15 protein-coding genes are annotated in these 16,628 nt (G+C 55.7%); 8 read left to right on the top strand and 7 right to left on the bottom strand.

What is annotated here, in order from left to right; all coding sequences use genetic code 11:
• The first annotated feature begins 2 nt into the window (after window positions 1-2).
• Complete coding sequence (locus tag IEX75_RS15655) at window positions 3-293, top strand: hypothetical protein (RefSeq protein ID WP_188795283.1); 291 nt, start codon at window positions 3-5, stop codon at window positions 291-293.
• Between the two features lie 132 nt (window positions 294-425).
• Here IEX75_RS15655 and IEX75_RS15660 read toward each other — a convergent pair whose 3' ends face one another.
• Both IEX75_RS15660 and IEX75_RS15665 read right to left on the bottom strand, forming a co-directional pair.
• A complete protein-coding gene (locus IEX75_RS15660; RefSeq protein ID WP_229720864.1) occupies window positions 426-2,042 on the bottom strand; it encodes a DUF2130 domain-containing protein in 1,617 nt (538 codons plus the stop codon).
• A gap of 2 nt (window positions 2,043-2,044) precedes the next feature.
• On the bottom strand, window positions 2,045-3,925 hold the full coding sequence (locus tag IEX75_RS15665) for an ATP-dependent nuclease (RefSeq protein WP_188795285.1): 1,881 nt from the start codon (window positions 3,923-3,925) through the stop codon (window positions 2,045-2,047).
• A 227-nt stretch (window positions 3,926-4,152) separates the two neighbouring features.
• Between IEX75_RS15665 and IEX75_RS15670 the strand changes: the two genes are divergently transcribed.
• The 7 genes from IEX75_RS15670 (at window position 4,153) to IEX75_RS15700 (ending at window position 11,384) form a co-directional block, all read left to right on the top strand.
• Window positions 4,153-5,478 carry a hypothetical protein gene (locus IEX75_RS15670; RefSeq protein ID WP_188795287.1) on the top strand — a complete coding sequence of 442 codons (1,326 nt, stop codon included), beginning with the start codon at window positions 4,153-4,155 and terminating at the stop codon, window positions 5,476-5,478.
• Complete coding sequence (locus IEX75_RS15675) at window positions 5,432-6,499, top strand: hypothetical protein (protein ID WP_188795289.1); 1,068 nt, start codon at window positions 5,432-5,434, stop codon at window positions 6,497-6,499. Before IEX75_RS15670 ends, IEX75_RS15675 begins: the two co-directional genes overlap by 47 nt.
• A gap of 375 nt (window positions 6,500-6,874) precedes the next feature.
• The gene (locus IEX75_RS24215) at window positions 6,875-7,069 is read left to right on the top strand and encodes a YcxB family protein (protein WP_229720865.1); all 195 of its coding nucleotides are present in this window, start codon (window positions 6,875-6,877) and stop codon (window positions 7,067-7,069) included.
• A 229-nt stretch (window positions 7,070-7,298) separates the two neighbouring features.
• Complete coding sequence (locus IEX75_RS15685) at window positions 7,299-8,669, top strand: glycosyl hydrolase family 28-related protein (protein ID WP_188795291.1); 1,371 nt, start codon at window positions 7,299-7,301, stop codon at window positions 8,667-8,669.
• Between the two features lie 80 nt (window positions 8,670-8,749).
• Window positions 8,750-9,742 carry a hypothetical protein gene (locus IEX75_RS15690; RefSeq protein ID WP_188795293.1) on the top strand — a complete coding sequence of 331 codons (993 nt, stop codon included), beginning with the start codon at window positions 8,750-8,752 and terminating at the stop codon, window positions 9,740-9,742.
• A 172-nt stretch (window positions 9,743-9,914) separates the two neighbouring features.
• Window positions 9,915-10,901 carry a fatty acid desaturase family protein gene (locus tag IEX75_RS15695; RefSeq protein ID WP_229720866.1) on the top strand — a complete coding sequence of 329 codons (987 nt, stop codon included), beginning with the start codon at window positions 9,915-9,917 and terminating at the stop codon, window positions 10,899-10,901.
• 189 nt (window positions 10,902-11,090) lie between these two features.
• Window positions 11,091-11,384, top strand: a complete 294-nt coding sequence (locus IEX75_RS15700; RefSeq protein WP_188795295.1) for a GIY-YIG nuclease family protein — start codon at window positions 11,091-11,093, stop codon at window positions 11,382-11,384.
• Between the two features lie 114 nt (window positions 11,385-11,498).
• Here IEX75_RS15700 and IEX75_RS15705 read toward each other — a convergent pair whose 3' ends face one another.
• From IEX75_RS15705 to IEX75_RS15725, 5 genes are all read right to left on the bottom strand, one after another.
• Window positions 11,499-12,752 (bottom strand): ABC transporter permease, encoded by a 1,254-nt coding sequence (locus IEX75_RS15705; protein WP_229720867.1) that lies wholly within the window; start codon window positions 12,750-12,752, stop codon window positions 11,499-11,501.
• A gap of 10 nt (window positions 12,753-12,762) precedes the next feature.
• Window positions 12,763-14,094 carry an ABC transporter permease gene (locus IEX75_RS15710; protein ID WP_188795297.1) on the bottom strand — a complete coding sequence of 444 codons (1,332 nt, stop codon included), beginning with the start codon at window positions 14,092-14,094 and terminating at the stop codon, window positions 12,763-12,765.
• Window positions 14,095-14,290: 196 nt separating this feature from the next.
• The gene (locus tag IEX75_RS15715; protein ID WP_188795300.1) at window positions 14,291-15,127 is read right to left on the bottom strand and encodes a ParB N-terminal domain-containing protein; all 837 of its coding nucleotides are present in this window, start codon (window positions 15,125-15,127) and stop codon (window positions 14,291-14,293) included.
• A gap of 117 nt (window positions 15,128-15,244) precedes the next feature.
• Window positions 15,245-15,517, bottom strand: coding sequence for an XAC0095 family protein (locus tag IEX75_RS15720; RefSeq protein WP_188795302.1), 273 nt, complete (start codon window positions 15,515-15,517; stop codon window positions 15,245-15,247).
• A 505-nt stretch (window positions 15,518-16,022) separates the two neighbouring features.
• Window positions 16,023-16,598 carry a hypothetical protein gene (locus IEX75_RS15725; protein WP_188795304.1) on the bottom strand — a complete coding sequence of 192 codons (576 nt, stop codon included), beginning with the start codon at window positions 16,596-16,598 and terminating at the stop codon, window positions 16,023-16,025.
• Between the last annotated feature and the right edge of the window lie 30 nt (window positions 16,599-16,628).

A 16,628-nucleotide genomic window follows, 5' to 3' on the forward strand; every position in this document is an offset into this window, starting at 1 on the left:
TCATGCGCAACGAAATTATTGCGGCAATCCAAGGGCGCCGCTTAATTACATTTACATACGATGGCATCGTACGAGAGGCTCAACCTTGTGCAGTTGGTATCTCACGCGCGGGTAACGAGGTTATGCGCTGCTATCAAGTTCGAGGTGGCCACGTTACACCTGGCCACGAATGGGATTTCTGTGAGCTTTCCAAGATCCGTAGTCTCGTCATAACTGAAGACATTTTCCACAATGACCCTCCCGGTTACCGTCGAGGTGATCGTGGCATGACAAAAATATTTGCGGAGCTTTAGTGGCGAGCTGCTTTCAGCCCTAAACGGCGGTACCGCACGGCTGTATGAATGACCAAATTTGGGCGGGAGCTAGCGCCCTGCACTGTATAGGTCCGCGTATCAAAGACGCGTTTCGGACATGGATAATTTGATTCACTCCGCATCGGAAGGACTTTCATTCTTGAGTTCGGCGAATTTGGCCGCCATCGTCGGATTGCCACGAGTCAGCTTCTTGATCGTGACGTCCTGAGCCTTGTCGTTCGCAAGGCGGAGGTTGCGGTCTGCGCCAAGCAGGGCATCCTTGGTCTTCTGTAGATGGTCGATCGACTTATCTATCTCATCGATCGCTGTTTGAAAGCGCCTGGAGGCGATGTCATAATTCTTAGCAAATGCCCCTTTGAACGATTCAAGTTCAGTCTCGAAGTTTGTGATGTCTATGTTCTGCGCCTTAACGAGTGCCAGCTCCGACTTGTACTTGAGCGAGTTCATCGCCGCATTGCGCAGAAGGGTGATGATTGGAAGAAAGAATTGCGGTCGGACGACGTACATTTTTGGGTAGCGGTGGAATACGTCAACGATTCCAGTATTGTAGAGCTCACTGTCGGGTTCTAGCAGGGAGACAAGTACTGCATACTCGCACCCCTTTTCGGTGCGATCCTTGTCGAGCTCCTTCAGGAAGTCTTCGTTTTTGTTCTTTGTCGCGGTGTGATCATTCTCGTTCTTCATTTCGAACATGATTGAGACGATCTCAGTGCCAGTCTCATCCGAGTCGCGAAAGATGTAGTCACCTTTGCTGCCAGTCCTCGCGTCATTGTCTTTCTCGAAATATGCTCTTGGAAACGCCGTCGCTCGAATGCGGTTGAATTCGGTCTCGCAGTGCTGTTCGAGGGTTTCGCCAACCATCTTGGTCGACAGGCGAGCTTTCATGTCCCGGAGGCGCTCGATCATGTCATCGCGATCCTTGATCTGCGTCTCGTATTTGTCCTTAAGCGACTTCTCGGCAAGCTGCTTCTCAAGCTCTGACCGCTCAAGGCCGCCCTTTAGTTCGTCGCGCTCTTTCTCGACCTTATTAACTGCCTCGGTGATCGCGAGCTTCTGCGCAACCTCGATAGCATCGAGCTTGGCTTTTAGCCCTTGGATCTCGGTGTTCTTTATAGCAGCAGCTCTCTGAAGTTCGTGCACAAGTTTCGCCTCTGCTAGCTCGGAAGCGGCTTGCCTTTCTTGCTTCGTCTGCTCGAGTTCGTTAGCGAGTGCATCACGCTCCTTTTCCACAACACCCAGCGCTTCGTTTACCGCGAGCTTCCGCTCGACTTCACTCGCATCGAGCTTAGCCTTCAATTCCTGGATCTCAGCATCCTTCGTAGTCGTAGCCCTCTGTAGTTCGTTCGCAAGTTTCGCCTCTGCTAGCTCGGAAGCGGCTTGTTTTTCTTGTTTCGTCTGCTTGAGTTCGTTGGCGAGTGTGTCACGCTCCTTTTCCACGACACCCAGAGCCTCGCTTACGGCAAGCTTCCGCTCAACTTCACCGGCATCGAGCTTGGCCTTCAGCTCCTGGATCTCGGCATCCTTGACCGCGGCGGCATTTTGTAATTCGCTGGTGACTTTGGTCTTGGCTAGCTCGATGGCATTCCGCTTGTCCTGCTCGGCAAGCTCAAGTCGCTCGTGCAGTTGCCGCTCGAACTCGCTGTCGTGAACCTGTTTCAGGATATCCGCGTATCCGGCCTCGTCAATCTTGAATGCTTTCCCGCAGTGCGGGCAGATGATTTCATGCATGACTATTTACCCTCCGCTTTGGCCAATATCTGCAGGAGCACTTCTGGTACCGCACCTTCTGCCTTGAGTGTTGCGGTCCGGTACGCGAGTTGATTCTTCGAGAGACTGATACCTGCAGCAGTCTCGACGTTGTTACAGGACGTTGTCCATTCGGTCCAGTTCGCGGAGAGAAACGCTTCAAGGTTATCCTCAAAGATCGCAACCTTGTCAGCAACGATGGCAGAGGGAAAATCTTCTTCGGTTCGACCGAAGTACCTCAAGGCTATGCGATTTGATGCTACATGGCTGTGCCGCTCTACATTAATCTTGTCTTGCGACTTCCCAGCAGCCTTAGCACGCGCTTCAAACCCGCCATCCGCATCGAAGAGCGCATAGACCGGAATGCCAATCAACGACAGGATCGCGTGTGCAAGTGGTATGGATGTCTTGCCTCCTACCGGAACGATGGATACGCCAGCTGCTTCAAGCGAGCCGAGAGAGGTCTTGTCACCAATGCCGTAAAACACTGAGGACTCTGTTGTGCCCTCCACCAGGAAAGCGCGATGCGCGAAGAGCGCTACAGCAAGCTGATTCGCCACGATGGCATCGAGCTGGCGATCAACTGTATCGGCACTCAGTATCCCATTTAGCTTAGTCTTCACATCAGCAGCCGTGGCGAGGTGGACAGTAACCGTAGGCGTCGCGCCAGACGACCTTGTCAGCCTTCTGACTTGGTCGAAATGTCGTGCTTCAAGAAAATAGGGACTATGGGTCGCATAAGTCACTTGGATGCGCTTGCTTGCGTCCTCGGCGAGTGATCGGAGCACCTTCGCGAAGGTCTGAGCTTGAATCGGGTGCTGAAAGAGTTCCGGTTCTTCGATCGCCAGACAGATGACGCCCTCTGCTGAAGCTGCTCCCGACTGCGCCAAGAGCTGGAGAGCCGAAATCAGAAGCGTGCGCTGAAAGCCATGCCCCTGTCGCTCCACAGCGGTCTCGGTTGTGCCATCCAACACGGCTACATCGAAGGTCGTGCGAGGTGCCTTGAGTTGTACTTCGGCAGGAGTAATCGTGACTGCCCTGCCGGGAGAGTAGGATGTGACGACCTCGTTGAGTTGTGTCGTCATGGTCTTGAGCTGCGCCTCGAATTTCTCCTCGTAGACTTTCTGTTGTCTCACGCGCGACTCCTCGACGATCTTCGCGATCTCCTCATCAGCAGCAGCACGGTCAACTGAACGCTCAAGAATCCGACCGATGATGCTTGACTTCCCGTCTATCGACTCCTCGCTCGCTCGAAGATCGGCAGTGACCAGCACATAGTCAAAAAGGCCACTCATCTTACCGCCACTGTTGAAGCCGAAGAAGTTGGTCTGCAAGGACTCCGGAGCTTCGACTAGCTTGTCGGTATGGGCCGCCTCCCAGGTCGTCATTGCTTGATTGACGGCATCGACATTGCTCCAGGTGGGGAGACCAAGCGACGAATCTGAGGTCCGTAGATCGTTGTAAGCAGCCTTCTTATCGGCAGCCGATCCTTTGCCGCGGATGGCGTTGAATGGCGCGTAGCTCTTCGAGTTTGCAGATAGGCTTTCAGACCCATCTTGGCCGCGACGCTTCCACGCGGTGAAGGTCGTGACTCCTACTGGAGCGTACTTGCCAAGCTCATTTCGATCCTTTTCGGTGAGATCAGCGAATGTGACCTGAACCTCGATGTCTTCATCAGTCGCCCCAAAGGAGCAGTCCTTTTCTGTCAGCGAACCAAGCTTGCCGTTAAAGTACCAGTCGAGCGCACGAAGCACAGTGGACTTGCCGGCACCGTTCGGTCCAATGAATGTCGTGACGGAATCAAAGGGGATCGTCACGTCTTTCAACGTGCGGAAGTTCTTGATGCGAACGGATTGGATTTTCATTGCAGGTTCCGGCTCCTTGTGCGTTTTGCCGACGTCACCGCGCGGCTCGCTTCGCGCTAACCCTTTGGTGCTTTTTCATCGAGCACCTCCGTGCGAGGATTGTCCTTGCTTTTAGGCATCCGTTAAATCAGATGTGGCCCAAGTTAGCCCCACCTTTCACACGCGCCGCAAATGACTGGAAGCCCAAGCTGAATCACTATCTGTCACCAAAGAGATAAGGAAAACCAATGTTGAAGCGATGGCTCGCGCTCGCCGCGATCAGCATGGCACTCGGTGTAGCGTACACCGAGCAAGCCGCCGCTAACGACGCACCACACCGACAACTAGCTGAGGAAACCTGCAGCGCCCTGAAGCAGGCTGCTACGGCGATTCCCGGCAATGGCCCGATGATCCTGCCTAGCTATCCCGACATGCAAGGCGACGCCCCTGCCGCACGGGCCTTGCAGAACGTGGGCTTTGTCTACGACAACGCTTTGGCTGGCATCGCGCTCAGTGCTTGCGGTGCGCCCGAGCAGGCACGCCGTATCGCGGATGCCTTGCTGTTGGCGCCGGCCAGCGATGTGACTTACAAGGATGGGCGCCTGCGCAATGCCTATCGAAGCGGCGCGGTGCAGAACGACAAGGTGGTGTTGCCCGGCTATTGGCAAAAGCAGGGCAACTATTGGAGCCAGGACCCATACCAGACCGGCAGTGCCTCGGGGAACCTGGCCTGGGCTGCATTGCTGCTGTTGACGGTCTACGACAACACGCACGACACGCGTTACCTCGACGGTGCGGTGGTGCAGTTGAAATGGATTGCCGCGCACACCGCCAACTCCGTAGTACCCGCAGGCTACGAAGGCGGCGTGTTTGGCTATGACAACAAACAGATCGTTCAGCACTGGAAGTCGACAGAGCATCACATCGACATCTACGCCGCTGCGACCTGGGCCAATCGCGAACGTGCCGACCCCGCGATAGCGCGGCAGGCGCAGATCGCACGCGCCTTCGTCACAGCGATGTGGGACGGTCGCCAGCAGCGCTTCTTCGTCGGCACCGGCGAGGATGGCAAGACCATTGAGCGCCACAAGTCCGGGCTGGATCAAGAAATCTGGCCGCTGCTTGCTTTCCAGCTGTATCCGCCGGCATGGAATTCGGTATGGGCCTTTGTCGATGCCAACCATCGCAGCGGTGACGGCTACGGCTTTGAGCGCCAGCCCGACGGCATGTGGACCGAAGGCACCAGCCAGGTCGCGGCCGCGTTGCAGGCCAGCGGCAAGCCGGTGCCGGACAGCCTTTGGTTGGCGATCCGTGCGCAGCGAGGTGCCAACGGCATGCTGTACGCGACGCCGCAGCAGCGCATCACCACCTCCTTTGCGATCGGCCCTACCTCCACCTACGATGATTTTTTCTACTACCATGACCCGCACCTGGGCGCGACCGCTTGGGCCGCACTGGCCGCCAAAGGTTGGAACCCATTCGTTGGTCAACCTATCGGGTACCCGAATCAGCGCGACCCGAACGCCCGTGCGCCGCACGCACAGAGGCAGGGCGTTACTGATCCGGCTCAGTAATTTAAAATCGTCATCTTTAAAAGCGGAAAATCCCAATCAGAGCAATTCAATCGAAACAGGGGAAGGGGAGATGGGAACCATATGTGAAGCTTGTGGTTACGAAAGAAAACCAACGGATCAGGCACCTGATTGGGAATGTCCCTCTTGCGGCAAGGCTTATGTAAAAACCTCGCATGAACCGCACGGTTCGCTTTCGGGCTCAGCTCCAGGTTTTCCCTCTGAGTCAGGTCATCGACTGGACGGAGGGCTTGCCTACCAGCAAGTGCAGAGCGGATCTGCTTTTAACGAGCCAGGGAAATCTAATAGTAGGTATGGATGGATACTTGGCGTTATTTTCGCAGCCATATTTATTTGGGGTATCCCGATTCTTAGCAACCCGTCATCGGCCTCCGCCATTTTGTTGCACGGCACGCTTGGACTCGTGTGCATTGTGTGCATCGCCCTCTGGGGAATAGTTATTGTCGCAAGGCGCTTAGGTGCAAATGTCGACCCCAATAGCCCATCGTCGCGATTTGCATTTCTTGCAAAATTTTTTGCGCTGTTTTGTTCAGTATTTTTTATCCTTTCGGCAATTTGGCTGCGAAGCCAAGAGCATGCCGAGATCAAAATCCAGACCAATGGTCAACGGGTGATGGCGGATGTCGTCCGTATTTATACAGGGTCCTGCGGCAAACACTCTTGCAGCATAAACGTGGAATATACGTTTACGCCGACGTCTGGAACCGGAGGATCGCAACTTATACATGGTTATGCTGACCTCGGGACAAGCAACCGTCCGAATGACCCAAATCTCGTCTACGCCCGAACAAATCAGCGCGTCCCCATTGCCTATGAAGTTGACCATCCTCAAGTATCGGCACTGAACTTCAATGACGATGTTTTTCGTCTCGATCATTCTGAAAGCTACCATCGAACCGTAGGTTTAACGGGCGCAATTTTCCTAGGAATTTTTTTGATAGGCCTTGCGATATCAGGGCTTAGCGTTTGGTCGAATTCTGGCAGGCAATCAAACCTGGATTGAGGGGATTTCGCGGACGGTGATCAATCCGTCCATAACGGTTCAATTCCAACCTGAAACGAACATTCGCCAGGACGCGTAGCCAATGCATCGAACAACTCTCCACTACAACAAGCCGCTCCTTCGCCAAGCCGTGCGCGGCTTCTGGTGGCGCGTCGTTGGTTTTCGCCTTCTCATCGCTTTTGCTGTGGTCGCCTTTGGCCTCGTCGATTTAATTCACGAAGGTGACACTTCCTGGTTCACGGGGGTGTTGGGTAGCGTCTTCGTTTTCGGAATCTGCTTCCTAATCGCGCTGTACGCTGTCCATTACCGCAACGCGGTTCAAAAGCTAAGGGCCATGGGCGTTCCTCAAGGAACGCTTGAGGCTCTGATAACACTTTGTCGCTATCTTCCGGCGCCGGTACAGCATCAATCCCGTGGTCAGCCATTACGGAGATATGGCAATTCAAAACATGCTGGCTGCTCCTGCTTTCCAAATCGCAGTTCGTCACTCTTCCGCTCGCAGACGTGAGGCCGGAGTTGGCAGCTTTTATTCTTGAACGGGTCCAGGCTTCAGGCGGTAAAGTCAGCTAATTGGATTAGCGTCCGGCCTGGTTATGCTGAATCAATTTCCAATCAGTAATTTTCAAATTAGCCATGGAAGCGTCATATAGGCGGGGTAGGGTTCCTGACGCTGAGATGGGAATTTGTTCGATCGTAGTAATGAGTTTTTTTGGGTTTTATCGGCAAGCGCAGACATACCGTGTCTTGCGGTGTTTTGCATTTGTCAGTTCATCCTTTCCCTAGGACACAGGAGTGTGACATGGCAAGCAAGTTTGATTTGAAGTTCTTCTCCAAGCGGAGCCAGCATTTCTTCGCCGCTCTTTTGTTATCGATGCCGCTGGCGTCTTATGCCTCGATCAATATCACGGCACCACCTTATTTGGCGGTGGGCGATGGCAAGACGGACGATACTGCTGCATTTAAAAGTGCGCTGGCCGCTACGGGTGCCGCTGGCGGCGGCGTGATCTATGTCCCAGCGGGCCAATACGTCATCAGCGGCATCCTTGCGCTTCCGCATGGAACAACGCTGGAGGGCGATGGGGAAGGGGCGACGACAATCGAATCGACGCTGCAAGGTAGTCCAACGCTGATTCTTCAGGGCGACTACACCAAAGTCAAAAACATGAGCGTTCATTTCGCCGGTTCGACTGCGGCAACCGACGGCACGCTCGGCATCTATACAGCCACGGGACCGGCAGCCCAGGGTTATGCAGCCAACAACATCGAACTAAGTCACCTCGAAGTTTCCAACTTCAGCCACAACATTTATATCGATGGATCCGTCAATGGCATCCTGTCGGACATCAGTTCGCATAATGCCGTACATACCGGCCTCGTTGGTCTTTCAGCCCAAGGTTACTGGAGCAATATCCTTGTCGTCGCCAATCAGGCGGATGGCATCTACTTAAGCACTTCACACAATGCAGGCGGCGTCGCGCCGTTCATGACGGGCATTCAAACCTTTTCGAATGGCGGATGGGGTATTGATACGACCATGGGCATCACCCTTGGTGGCATGCCCAGTTTTCTCAATAACGATTCGCAAGGGGAACTGCTGATTGAAGGGGGCTCGGGGGCAGATTCCGGTCATGTCGCGAATGTAGATATTCAATTTGCCGGTCAAAATGCCTTTTATCCTACGCCGGGTTACCCGAATGTAAGCAATGCTCCAGGCATCGAGGTAACCTCCGCCTCGGGGCCGGTGCGGTTTACCGATGTGAGCATGTTCAATAACAATGGAACAGGTATGTTGCTCAATGTTGGAAGCGTGCAAGTTTCCAATGTCCGAATCCTGGGGTCCGGCGCCGGTGGATCGGGATATTGCATTTCCAGCAATGGATCGAACAGCATATTCACCAACGTTGTCTGCAATACGCCATCGCAGATTTCGGGCAACACAACGATCGTGAGGGATAGCCAGTTTAGTGCAAACTCCAACACGCTTGCGATACTGCAAATTCCGTCCGGCCAAAACCTGCTCATTGGCGATAACGTTATCTACAATGGTGGCACTGCGCCTGCGCTGTCGATTTCTGCGGGCGTAACGGTCGCCAACTCATCGAACACCGTTATCGGCACTGTGAGCAATTCAGGCTCCGCTTCCGGGTATTACACGCCAATGTTTCATTGATCGAGAGTTGTAGACTGTGAAGGAGATCGGGCTGCTTTTTTGGGGTGGCCCGGTTTATTTTACGTAAGCGGGAATTAGAAATGTTCGACAGGAAGTCAAAGACAAAGGGCTTTTCCTGGATGCCGGGAAGTGGGCCGGATGTGGATGCTGTTCTCCGGCTGACAAGGCAGTTTCGGGCGCCTAACCAGCCAATGGGCGAGGCTTGGTTCATGGGAACCAAACGCCGGATGTTCAACGAATTAATGACGAATCCCCCCGATCATTGGACTCCGGATTTGCTTAGGCAGCCTCTTTACGAGCTCGCTTCCGGACCTGGATGTTTTGGCTACCTCCCGGAGTGGACAAGCTGGACACATTTTCTTCTGGCACAGTTACCGACTCGAATCGATGGTTCATCCTGGACATCTATCTACGAGTGCCTGGTTAGCGCTTTTATGGCGCACTATCCTGATGAACACGTGGCTGGTCCCTACGAAGGTTTTTACTCTGACGTGTTGGCCACAGTTGGAAGGGTTCCCATGTCGGCGGGCAGCTGGCCTGGCGGCAGGCTTTCTGAAAAAGGTGTCATTTCATCCATTGAGGAAACACCAAATGGGCCATTCATTTCTTGTGGAGGAGCCTTCTCAGCCGCGCTTTTCCTGCATCTAAAATACCTAGGTCAAGCCGACATCGGCGGTTGGCTATCTTCCGTCTTTGCGATTCGCCATTACATCTGGCGCATCAAACTTGTTTTATGGATGGAAGCCGCTTCACCCGTTCTGACTGGGTCAGGCCAGCCCAGTGACCTGGAGTTCGAATCCAGTGACGGCTCGGGATGGGAGGCAAGTTGGTGTTTGAAGGGTAATAGTCCTTGCAAGGATGTGGATCCAACGCAAATTGAAATACCTTTCATCGACGAAAAGCGTCGGGAAATATTTCGTGGTGCGGTAAAAGCCAGTATGAGCGTTGCAGACTTGGATGCTCTGAATGCGTACCTGGGTGCGCTGGATGTGCGATACCCTGGCATGGATCAAATCTGCGGCCAGTTTCGGCGTGCTGCGAGGGTCATAGTTAAGGACTATGGTTTGGCGTGATCGGGCAGGGCGCAAACATTTGCGCCCGGGTTTGGAAGTCTCGTGCATGGATGGTTGCCGGGATAGGCTTGGATCGGCAGTGGTGGGCTGGCCTGAATCGCAGGCACACTCTTTAAGCTGTCAAAAGGCGCTGCTAGGTTATGCGGCGATAGTCTGTACTCAGGGGGAAAAGATGTACCTACGGGCAGGGGCGGAGGTTGATGGCGTCCAAACGGCGGCAGAGCGGCGGACGTCTCGGCGTGCTCCCATCGACTATCGCGCCAATGTGGCGCTGCTTGGGCTTGTCGCGACGGCATTGGCAATGCAGCTCTTCGCATGGCCGTTCATGTTGCGGCAGTGGGGCGCGTCCGCGCTGTGGGTGGCGGTGCCGTTGGTGGTGCTGACCCCGACGCACTGGGGGCTGATCCATGAATCCATTCATGGGCAGCTATCGCCCCAGCGCCGACTCAATGAATGGCTGGGGCGGGCATTGGCCATCGCGTTTGTGTTGCCGTTCGACGCCGTGCGCTTCGGTCACTTGATGCATCACCGCTTTACACGCGAGGCACATGATCGACCGGACGTGCATGATGGCGCGACGCATCCCGTACTTGCGCGCATCAGCTATTACGCGCATCTGCTGGGTGGTCTGTATCTGGGGGAACTTGCGCTGCCCTTGGTCACCTTTCTGCCGACCAGCTGGGTGTGCCGGCTTGTCGCGCATAAGCTTCGCAGCGAGGAGCCGGTAGGCCAGGATATCCAGCGTCTGTTTGTTGGCTTTGCGGGAAATCAGGAACGGTGCATGCGTATGCGGCGTGACTGGGTGTTGTCGGTGGCGTTGCATGGCTGCGCCTTTTACCTCTACGGCGCGTGGTGGCCTGCACTTGCCATCACGATGTTTCTGCGCGGCGTGTGGCTCTCAGTGGCGGATAACCTGCCGCACTACGATGTCACGCTCGACGAACAACAGCGGGCTCGCAACTTTCGTGCGCCGGCTATCTGGCGCCCCGTGTTGATGAATCATCACCTTCACCGTTTGCATCACCAATATCCAACACTGCCGTGGACGGCACTTCCGGCGCTCGCGCGTGTTGATACCGCAGCTTCCGGTGCCCATGTCGATGCGGGTTATTTCAGAGCAGCGCTCCGGCAGTTTCGCGGGTTTGGCAAAGTGCGCTAAAGGAGACGTAGCTCGTCATTCCGGCGAAAGCCCACTGCTGTCCGTGGAAAATTTTGCCGAGCTCAGAAAACTGTCCTTCTATGGGCGGTTTTTGCAAAGGAATGCGGCGAGGGATTTGTTCTCAACATCGTCTTCAATCTTGCCTTATCGTCATTCCGGCGAAGGCCGGAATCCATGTAGAGTCTGGCCATGGACCGGCGATTACCTTGCACCTACATACTTGCCAGCCGCCGAAGACGCACGTTGTACGTTGGCGTTACCAGCAACCTGATCCAACGCATATGGCAGCATAAAAACGACGTCACAGTCGGCTTTACAAACCGATATGACGTCCATCTGCTGGTCTGGTTTGAACGTCATGAAACGATGGAATCCGCCATTCTTCGAGAAAAAACGATCAAGGGCTGGAAACGAGACTGGAAAGTCCGGCTGATCGAAGAGGAGAATCCTCATTGGATCGACTTGTACCCCGCATTGATATAGATGGATTCCGGCCTTCGCCGGAATGACGGTGAGGTACTACGAAACTTCCCCGGACAGCAGTGGGCCTTCGCTGGAATGAAGGTGAGGTGCTACGAAACATGCTCTAAGCGTGTTTCACTCCGTGCGAATCGCGACCACGGGCGGCACCTTGGCGGCATATCGCGCCGGCCCCCACACGGCCACCTGACCGAGCAGCCACAGCAACAGCGCACCAAGTGGCAGTACGTAAGGAGGCATGCGTGGCAACTCATAGACATGCATCAGGCCGAGATTCGCCAAGAACGCAAGCAACACCCCGAGTACGATGCCGCCGCCGACAATCAGGAAATTCTCGGCGTGGAAATAGCGCAGAATGTCGCCCGTTGTTGCGCCGAGCGAACGGCGGATGCCGATCTGTTTGCGCCGCTGGCTGACCCAGAAACTGCTCAACCCCACGATACCGCCCGCGGTAGCCATCAGCAGCAATCCGCTGAGGATGCTCATCAGCAACGCCACGCTGCGATCGGTCGCATAATCGCGTTCGCGCGCCTGGAGCAAGGTAATAACGCCTTCTTTCGGATCGATAAGGCGGACCGCGCCGCGTTCTTGTAGCGCTTTCAGTGCTGCGGCGATCACGGGTTTCATGGCGGTGGCGTCGGTACGCACCAGATACACGACACCCTCGGGATCGAGATAACGTGCGGGAATCAGCACGCTATCCTCGTCGATGGATCGTACCGAGCTGTCAGCATATGAACCTTGCAGGCTGGCGAGGATGCCGATGATGGTGGCAGGCCCAGCGGGCAGGTAAACCGTTCTGCCCAGGGCCGAACCATCGGGAAACAACTTGTTGGCAGCGCTGCGCGTGATGATGATGCCCGGCGGAGACATCTTGTCGTAGGGGCCGATGGCGGTGATTTCCTCGGGACGAAAGTTGCGCCCGGCAGCTAGCGAAATGCCAAGCGTATCGATCGCATGCTCGTCGGCAGCGTAGGCGATGGAAAGTTTCGGGCGTGTCTTCTGGTCCGGTTTGAGTTTCAGTCCCAGCGGTATTCCGCCGCCGCCTTCCAGCGGATAAGCCTCGCTGGAAAACGCGTCGCGCACGCCCGGCACCTGGCGCAGGGCAGCGAGGTCAGTGCGAATATTGGTGTCGATCTGGGCGGCGTTCTGACCATTCTTCCACTCGTTGCGGATGATGAATATATGAGCTTCATCCGTGCCAGTGGGGCGAGACAAATGGATAAAGCGCGTTGCCACGATAAAGAGTGCGTTGGAGGCCACCGCCAGCGTCAACGCCACCTGCAGCACGATGAGCACGGTAGCTACCTTGTGTCGGCCCAGCGCAGCGACGATCGGGCGCAGCTGCATCCATGTCCTGATGAGTGCCATGACGGTAACCTCAACTATTGATCTTGATTTGCCAGGCAGGCTGGATTTTCGCCGCGCGCCAGGTCGGGTACAGGGCGGAAATCACTGTGGCGGCCATCGCAAGCAGCACGGTCAGTACGATCAGCGAGGCGTCGGCGTGCACGATACGCGCAATGCTCGGCTCAAAAAGCGCCCCGGCGCCACGCAGGCCGAGCAGCGTCAGCGCCACGCCGAGTATGCCGCCGACGCAACCCAAGGCGGCCCCCTCGATCAGGAGTTGCCGGTAGACGGCGGCTCGCGAAGCCCCCAGCGCTCGGCGTATACCGATTTCCGGTGCGCGCCGCATGAATCGGGCAAGCATGAGCCCGACGACGTTGACCATCACAATCAGCAAAAAGCTGGCAGACACCAACATGGACAAGTTGGATGCCTTGGGCGTGACGTGTTCGTGCGCCATCCACGCCATCAAGTTGCGCAGTCGTATATTGGGAGCCCATGAAAAGCGACCGTTGCGTCGCTGTTCCTCGGCATAATTGCGCAGGAATTCACGGTAACGCTCTACGTCGCTTGGCGTCACAAGCTCCACCCAGGCATCGATCCATACACATTCGCTGCGCAGGTATTTATCCCAGTCGGAAATGCCAAGGTCCGTGGAATACGAAGGGCAGAGATCGTATTTGGTGCCCTTCTTCATATCGATCGCACGGGTGAACGGTATATAGATATCCCCCGTGTCACTGAAGATTCCCGGGATATCAAGGCTGGCGATATCAAAGAAGCGAGGCTTCGGGTTCCAGTCGTCCAGCACGCCGCCGATGCGAAAAATCTTCCCATCCAGCCGGATCTCCAGCCCAACGCTGTTTTGTCCGCCAAACAGCTTGTCGTTCAAGCGCCGGCTGATGACTACCACGCTGGCGTGCTGTGTATCGTCAGTCGGCGTCCACCCGCCGCCAAAACGAAAAGGCACATCGAACATGGGAAAAAAATCGGCGGTTACCGCATCGCCACTGAGCGGCATGGCCGGAATCAATCGATTATCCGATTCCATTTGCCATGTTGCGGGATAGAGCAGTGTTTGCCGGCTTGCCTTCCGCGCCTGGTACAGCGCGATCGCATCCGTATAGCTCAACACCGGAGATGGCTCGCTCCCGTTCCAGTTGATGGTGGGGCCAAAACTGTCGATCTGCGGCACGTAAAGCCGGGAAGACTTGGCGGGGATGGGGTCGCTCGTTGTGGCACGGAACACGGCATAGGACACCATGCAGGCCGACACGCCGAAAGCCAGCAGTGCGATCACCAGCGCCGTCAAAGCCTTGCTTCGTGCGCTGCTTCGCCATGCCAATGCAACGTAATACCCCCACATAAGGCCCCCTGAGGCGTCATCCGGTGATCGGGAATCGCTTGGTCTGTCGGCCCGAACAATACCTAATAACGCTTTCGATCGGCCATAAAAATTATCGATGCATGTTGGCGCTTACACCGGCACCCCGGGAATTGGCGTCACGGATTTGGCCCGTATGAGTGCGAATGGCATAAGTGATGGCTCATACGGTGCTAGGTCACGTTGACGCTGCCCGCAAATCCGCCAGCTCCTTGCGCAGCGCTGCGTTTTCTTCTTGGAGCTCGGCCACCTGCCTGCGCAACTGCGTCAGTTCATCTACGGCTTCATCGACGTCTGTCTCTAGCGGAGGCGTGACCGGCTCCTTGGCCGCCACTTCCCGCGGTTTGCGCTTGGCATCGCGCACTCGCTTGGCGACTTCCTTCAATTCCTTGCTGCCCGCCAAGGCGGCCTCTCTCTGTTCCTCTTCCGGCAGGCTCGACACCGTTGCCGCGGCATTGATGGAGATCTTGCCCGAGCGTACGGCCGCAATGACCTCAGGCGCTGCCTGTTTCTGGATCTTTTCGATCAGGGCCACTTGATTGCCACTGAGCTTGGCTTCGCGCGCGAGCGCCTCGCGGCTGGGTGGCCGCTCAGCGGGGGCTGTGGCCGGGGCGGGGGATGTATCGGCGGCGTCTGCCTCGCTCTCGTGCTCGGTGATGGGTACAGGGCCTGTCGGGGTTTGGGTGGCCGATCGTTGCGCGAGAATCTCGCGCTTGCGCAGCGCCAGAATGCCACGCTGGAAATCCGACACACTGCGTCGGCCTAGGTGCTGGTCGATCATCCATAGGTGTACGTCCTCGATCGACTGGAAGCGGGGGTTTTGCACCGTCTGAAATGGCAGGCCGTGCTTCTGGCAAATGCCATAGCGATTGTGGCCATCGACCAACACGCTACCCCACAACACCAGGGCATCGCGGCAGCCTTCTGCAAGAAGGCTGCGCTCCAGCGACTCGTGTTCCTCCGGCGTCAGAGGATCAATGTAAGCCTTGAGTTCTTCGTTGACGACGATGTCCAAGTCCGCTTCGCCCGGTATCAGAAGAAAAGGGCGCGCATTGTAGTGTGCTTGACTGGGATGGGAATACCGCCCCGGCGAGCGGGGAGGCTCGGCGCCCATCAGGAAATGCCTGCTCGTTTACTGCAACGGCTTACTTCGCACTCCAAGCCAATTCTCATTACCTAGACCGTCAAGCACATCATCAAGCTGTACGTTGACGGCCTGAAAGATAAAGAAAAGCTCCGCGCGGCCAATCGTTATCGTGGCGTCGCAGTCCTCAGCATGTTCTTCGTTGTAGGTGATGTGTGCCATCAAATCCAGCATGTCTTGAAGACGTTTGAGGGTTTCGTAGCCGTCTCGGGACAATAGATAGAGTTGCGGTCCGCAGCGGCCGCCTTGCATGTCTTCCATTTGTGTTCTCCGCACGCTTAGGTCACGCCGCGTATTGCACGCGGCGTGAAGGGCTTCAGGAAAAATCCTGCCTGTTTTGTCGGAATCAGCTGCTTCCGTTTCGACAAGTGCCCACTTCGGCTCGACGTCGCGCAGCCTGCGCGGCGGAGAAGTAGGGGAAATGCACCAAGGTGGGAGCACGAAAGTGTGCCGGTGCCGTATGATCGAGGATAACCATGGTCAACTCTCCTTTAGTTGGTTGTGGCCAGCGGATCGTTTGGGTTGCAGCCCAGGCGATCCGCGCTACTTCTCTCATGTCGGGCGTGTCGTAGTCATCGTTTCGGATGGGCACGCCCGACAGCCGCACCTTCGCATGAAATGCATCTCGGCATCTGTCGGGCTCGAATGATTCGCTGTGTTAGCGAATGCCTACTTGATACAGAGATTGGATGACGTCGATAAGTGCAGATGCTTATTCGCTTCGCTGCTGAGAATGGGGCGATGCCGCGGCCAGGTCAGCCGTCTATCAGTTCATCGGCGAACCCTGGGTGTCTGAATCACAGTCTCGAATGTATAAGAGCTCCCCAACTTGGGGAAATTGCGCTTTAAGGTCCGGAGCGATTTTTGAAACCAGCCAATCTTTCCAAAATCTTGCTGTCCTCGCCCCAAACAGCCGAATGCGCAATTCAGCGCCAGCTTCTTCTACTTCAGGGATGGCAAGGAATTCATCGCTATAACTGAGCACCTCATCTCTCTTTGTCGCCAAATTTGGACCTGACGCCCAAGTACGAGTCCACGTTTTATTTCGACTTATCCAATCATCGTTGAACCATGATTGGATACGGGCAGCAATGTCCGGCGTGGAATCATCCAGGTGGATTCGAAGCCCAACTTCCACGCAAAACGAACCATCGTGCTTGCGAGTAGGAAATTTTGGATGAGTCATCACGGCACCAGTTGAAAGGTTGCGTTTTGATTTCGCGAATTGATAGTGGTCTCCAGGAGCCGCCAGGGAGGGACGAGTGCCGTTGCATGTGTTATGAAAACGGCTGCTACACAGTTCGCGTGACAGCGGCAGCGAAGTGATGAGTAGGATTGCCATCGACCGTGAAGCTCATCTTTTGCTATTGGA

This window comes from Dyella nitratireducens (assembly GCF_014642835.1).
GTDB lineage: Bacteria > Pseudomonadota > Gammaproteobacteria > Xanthomonadales > Rhodanobacteraceae > Dyella_B > Dyella_B nitratireducens.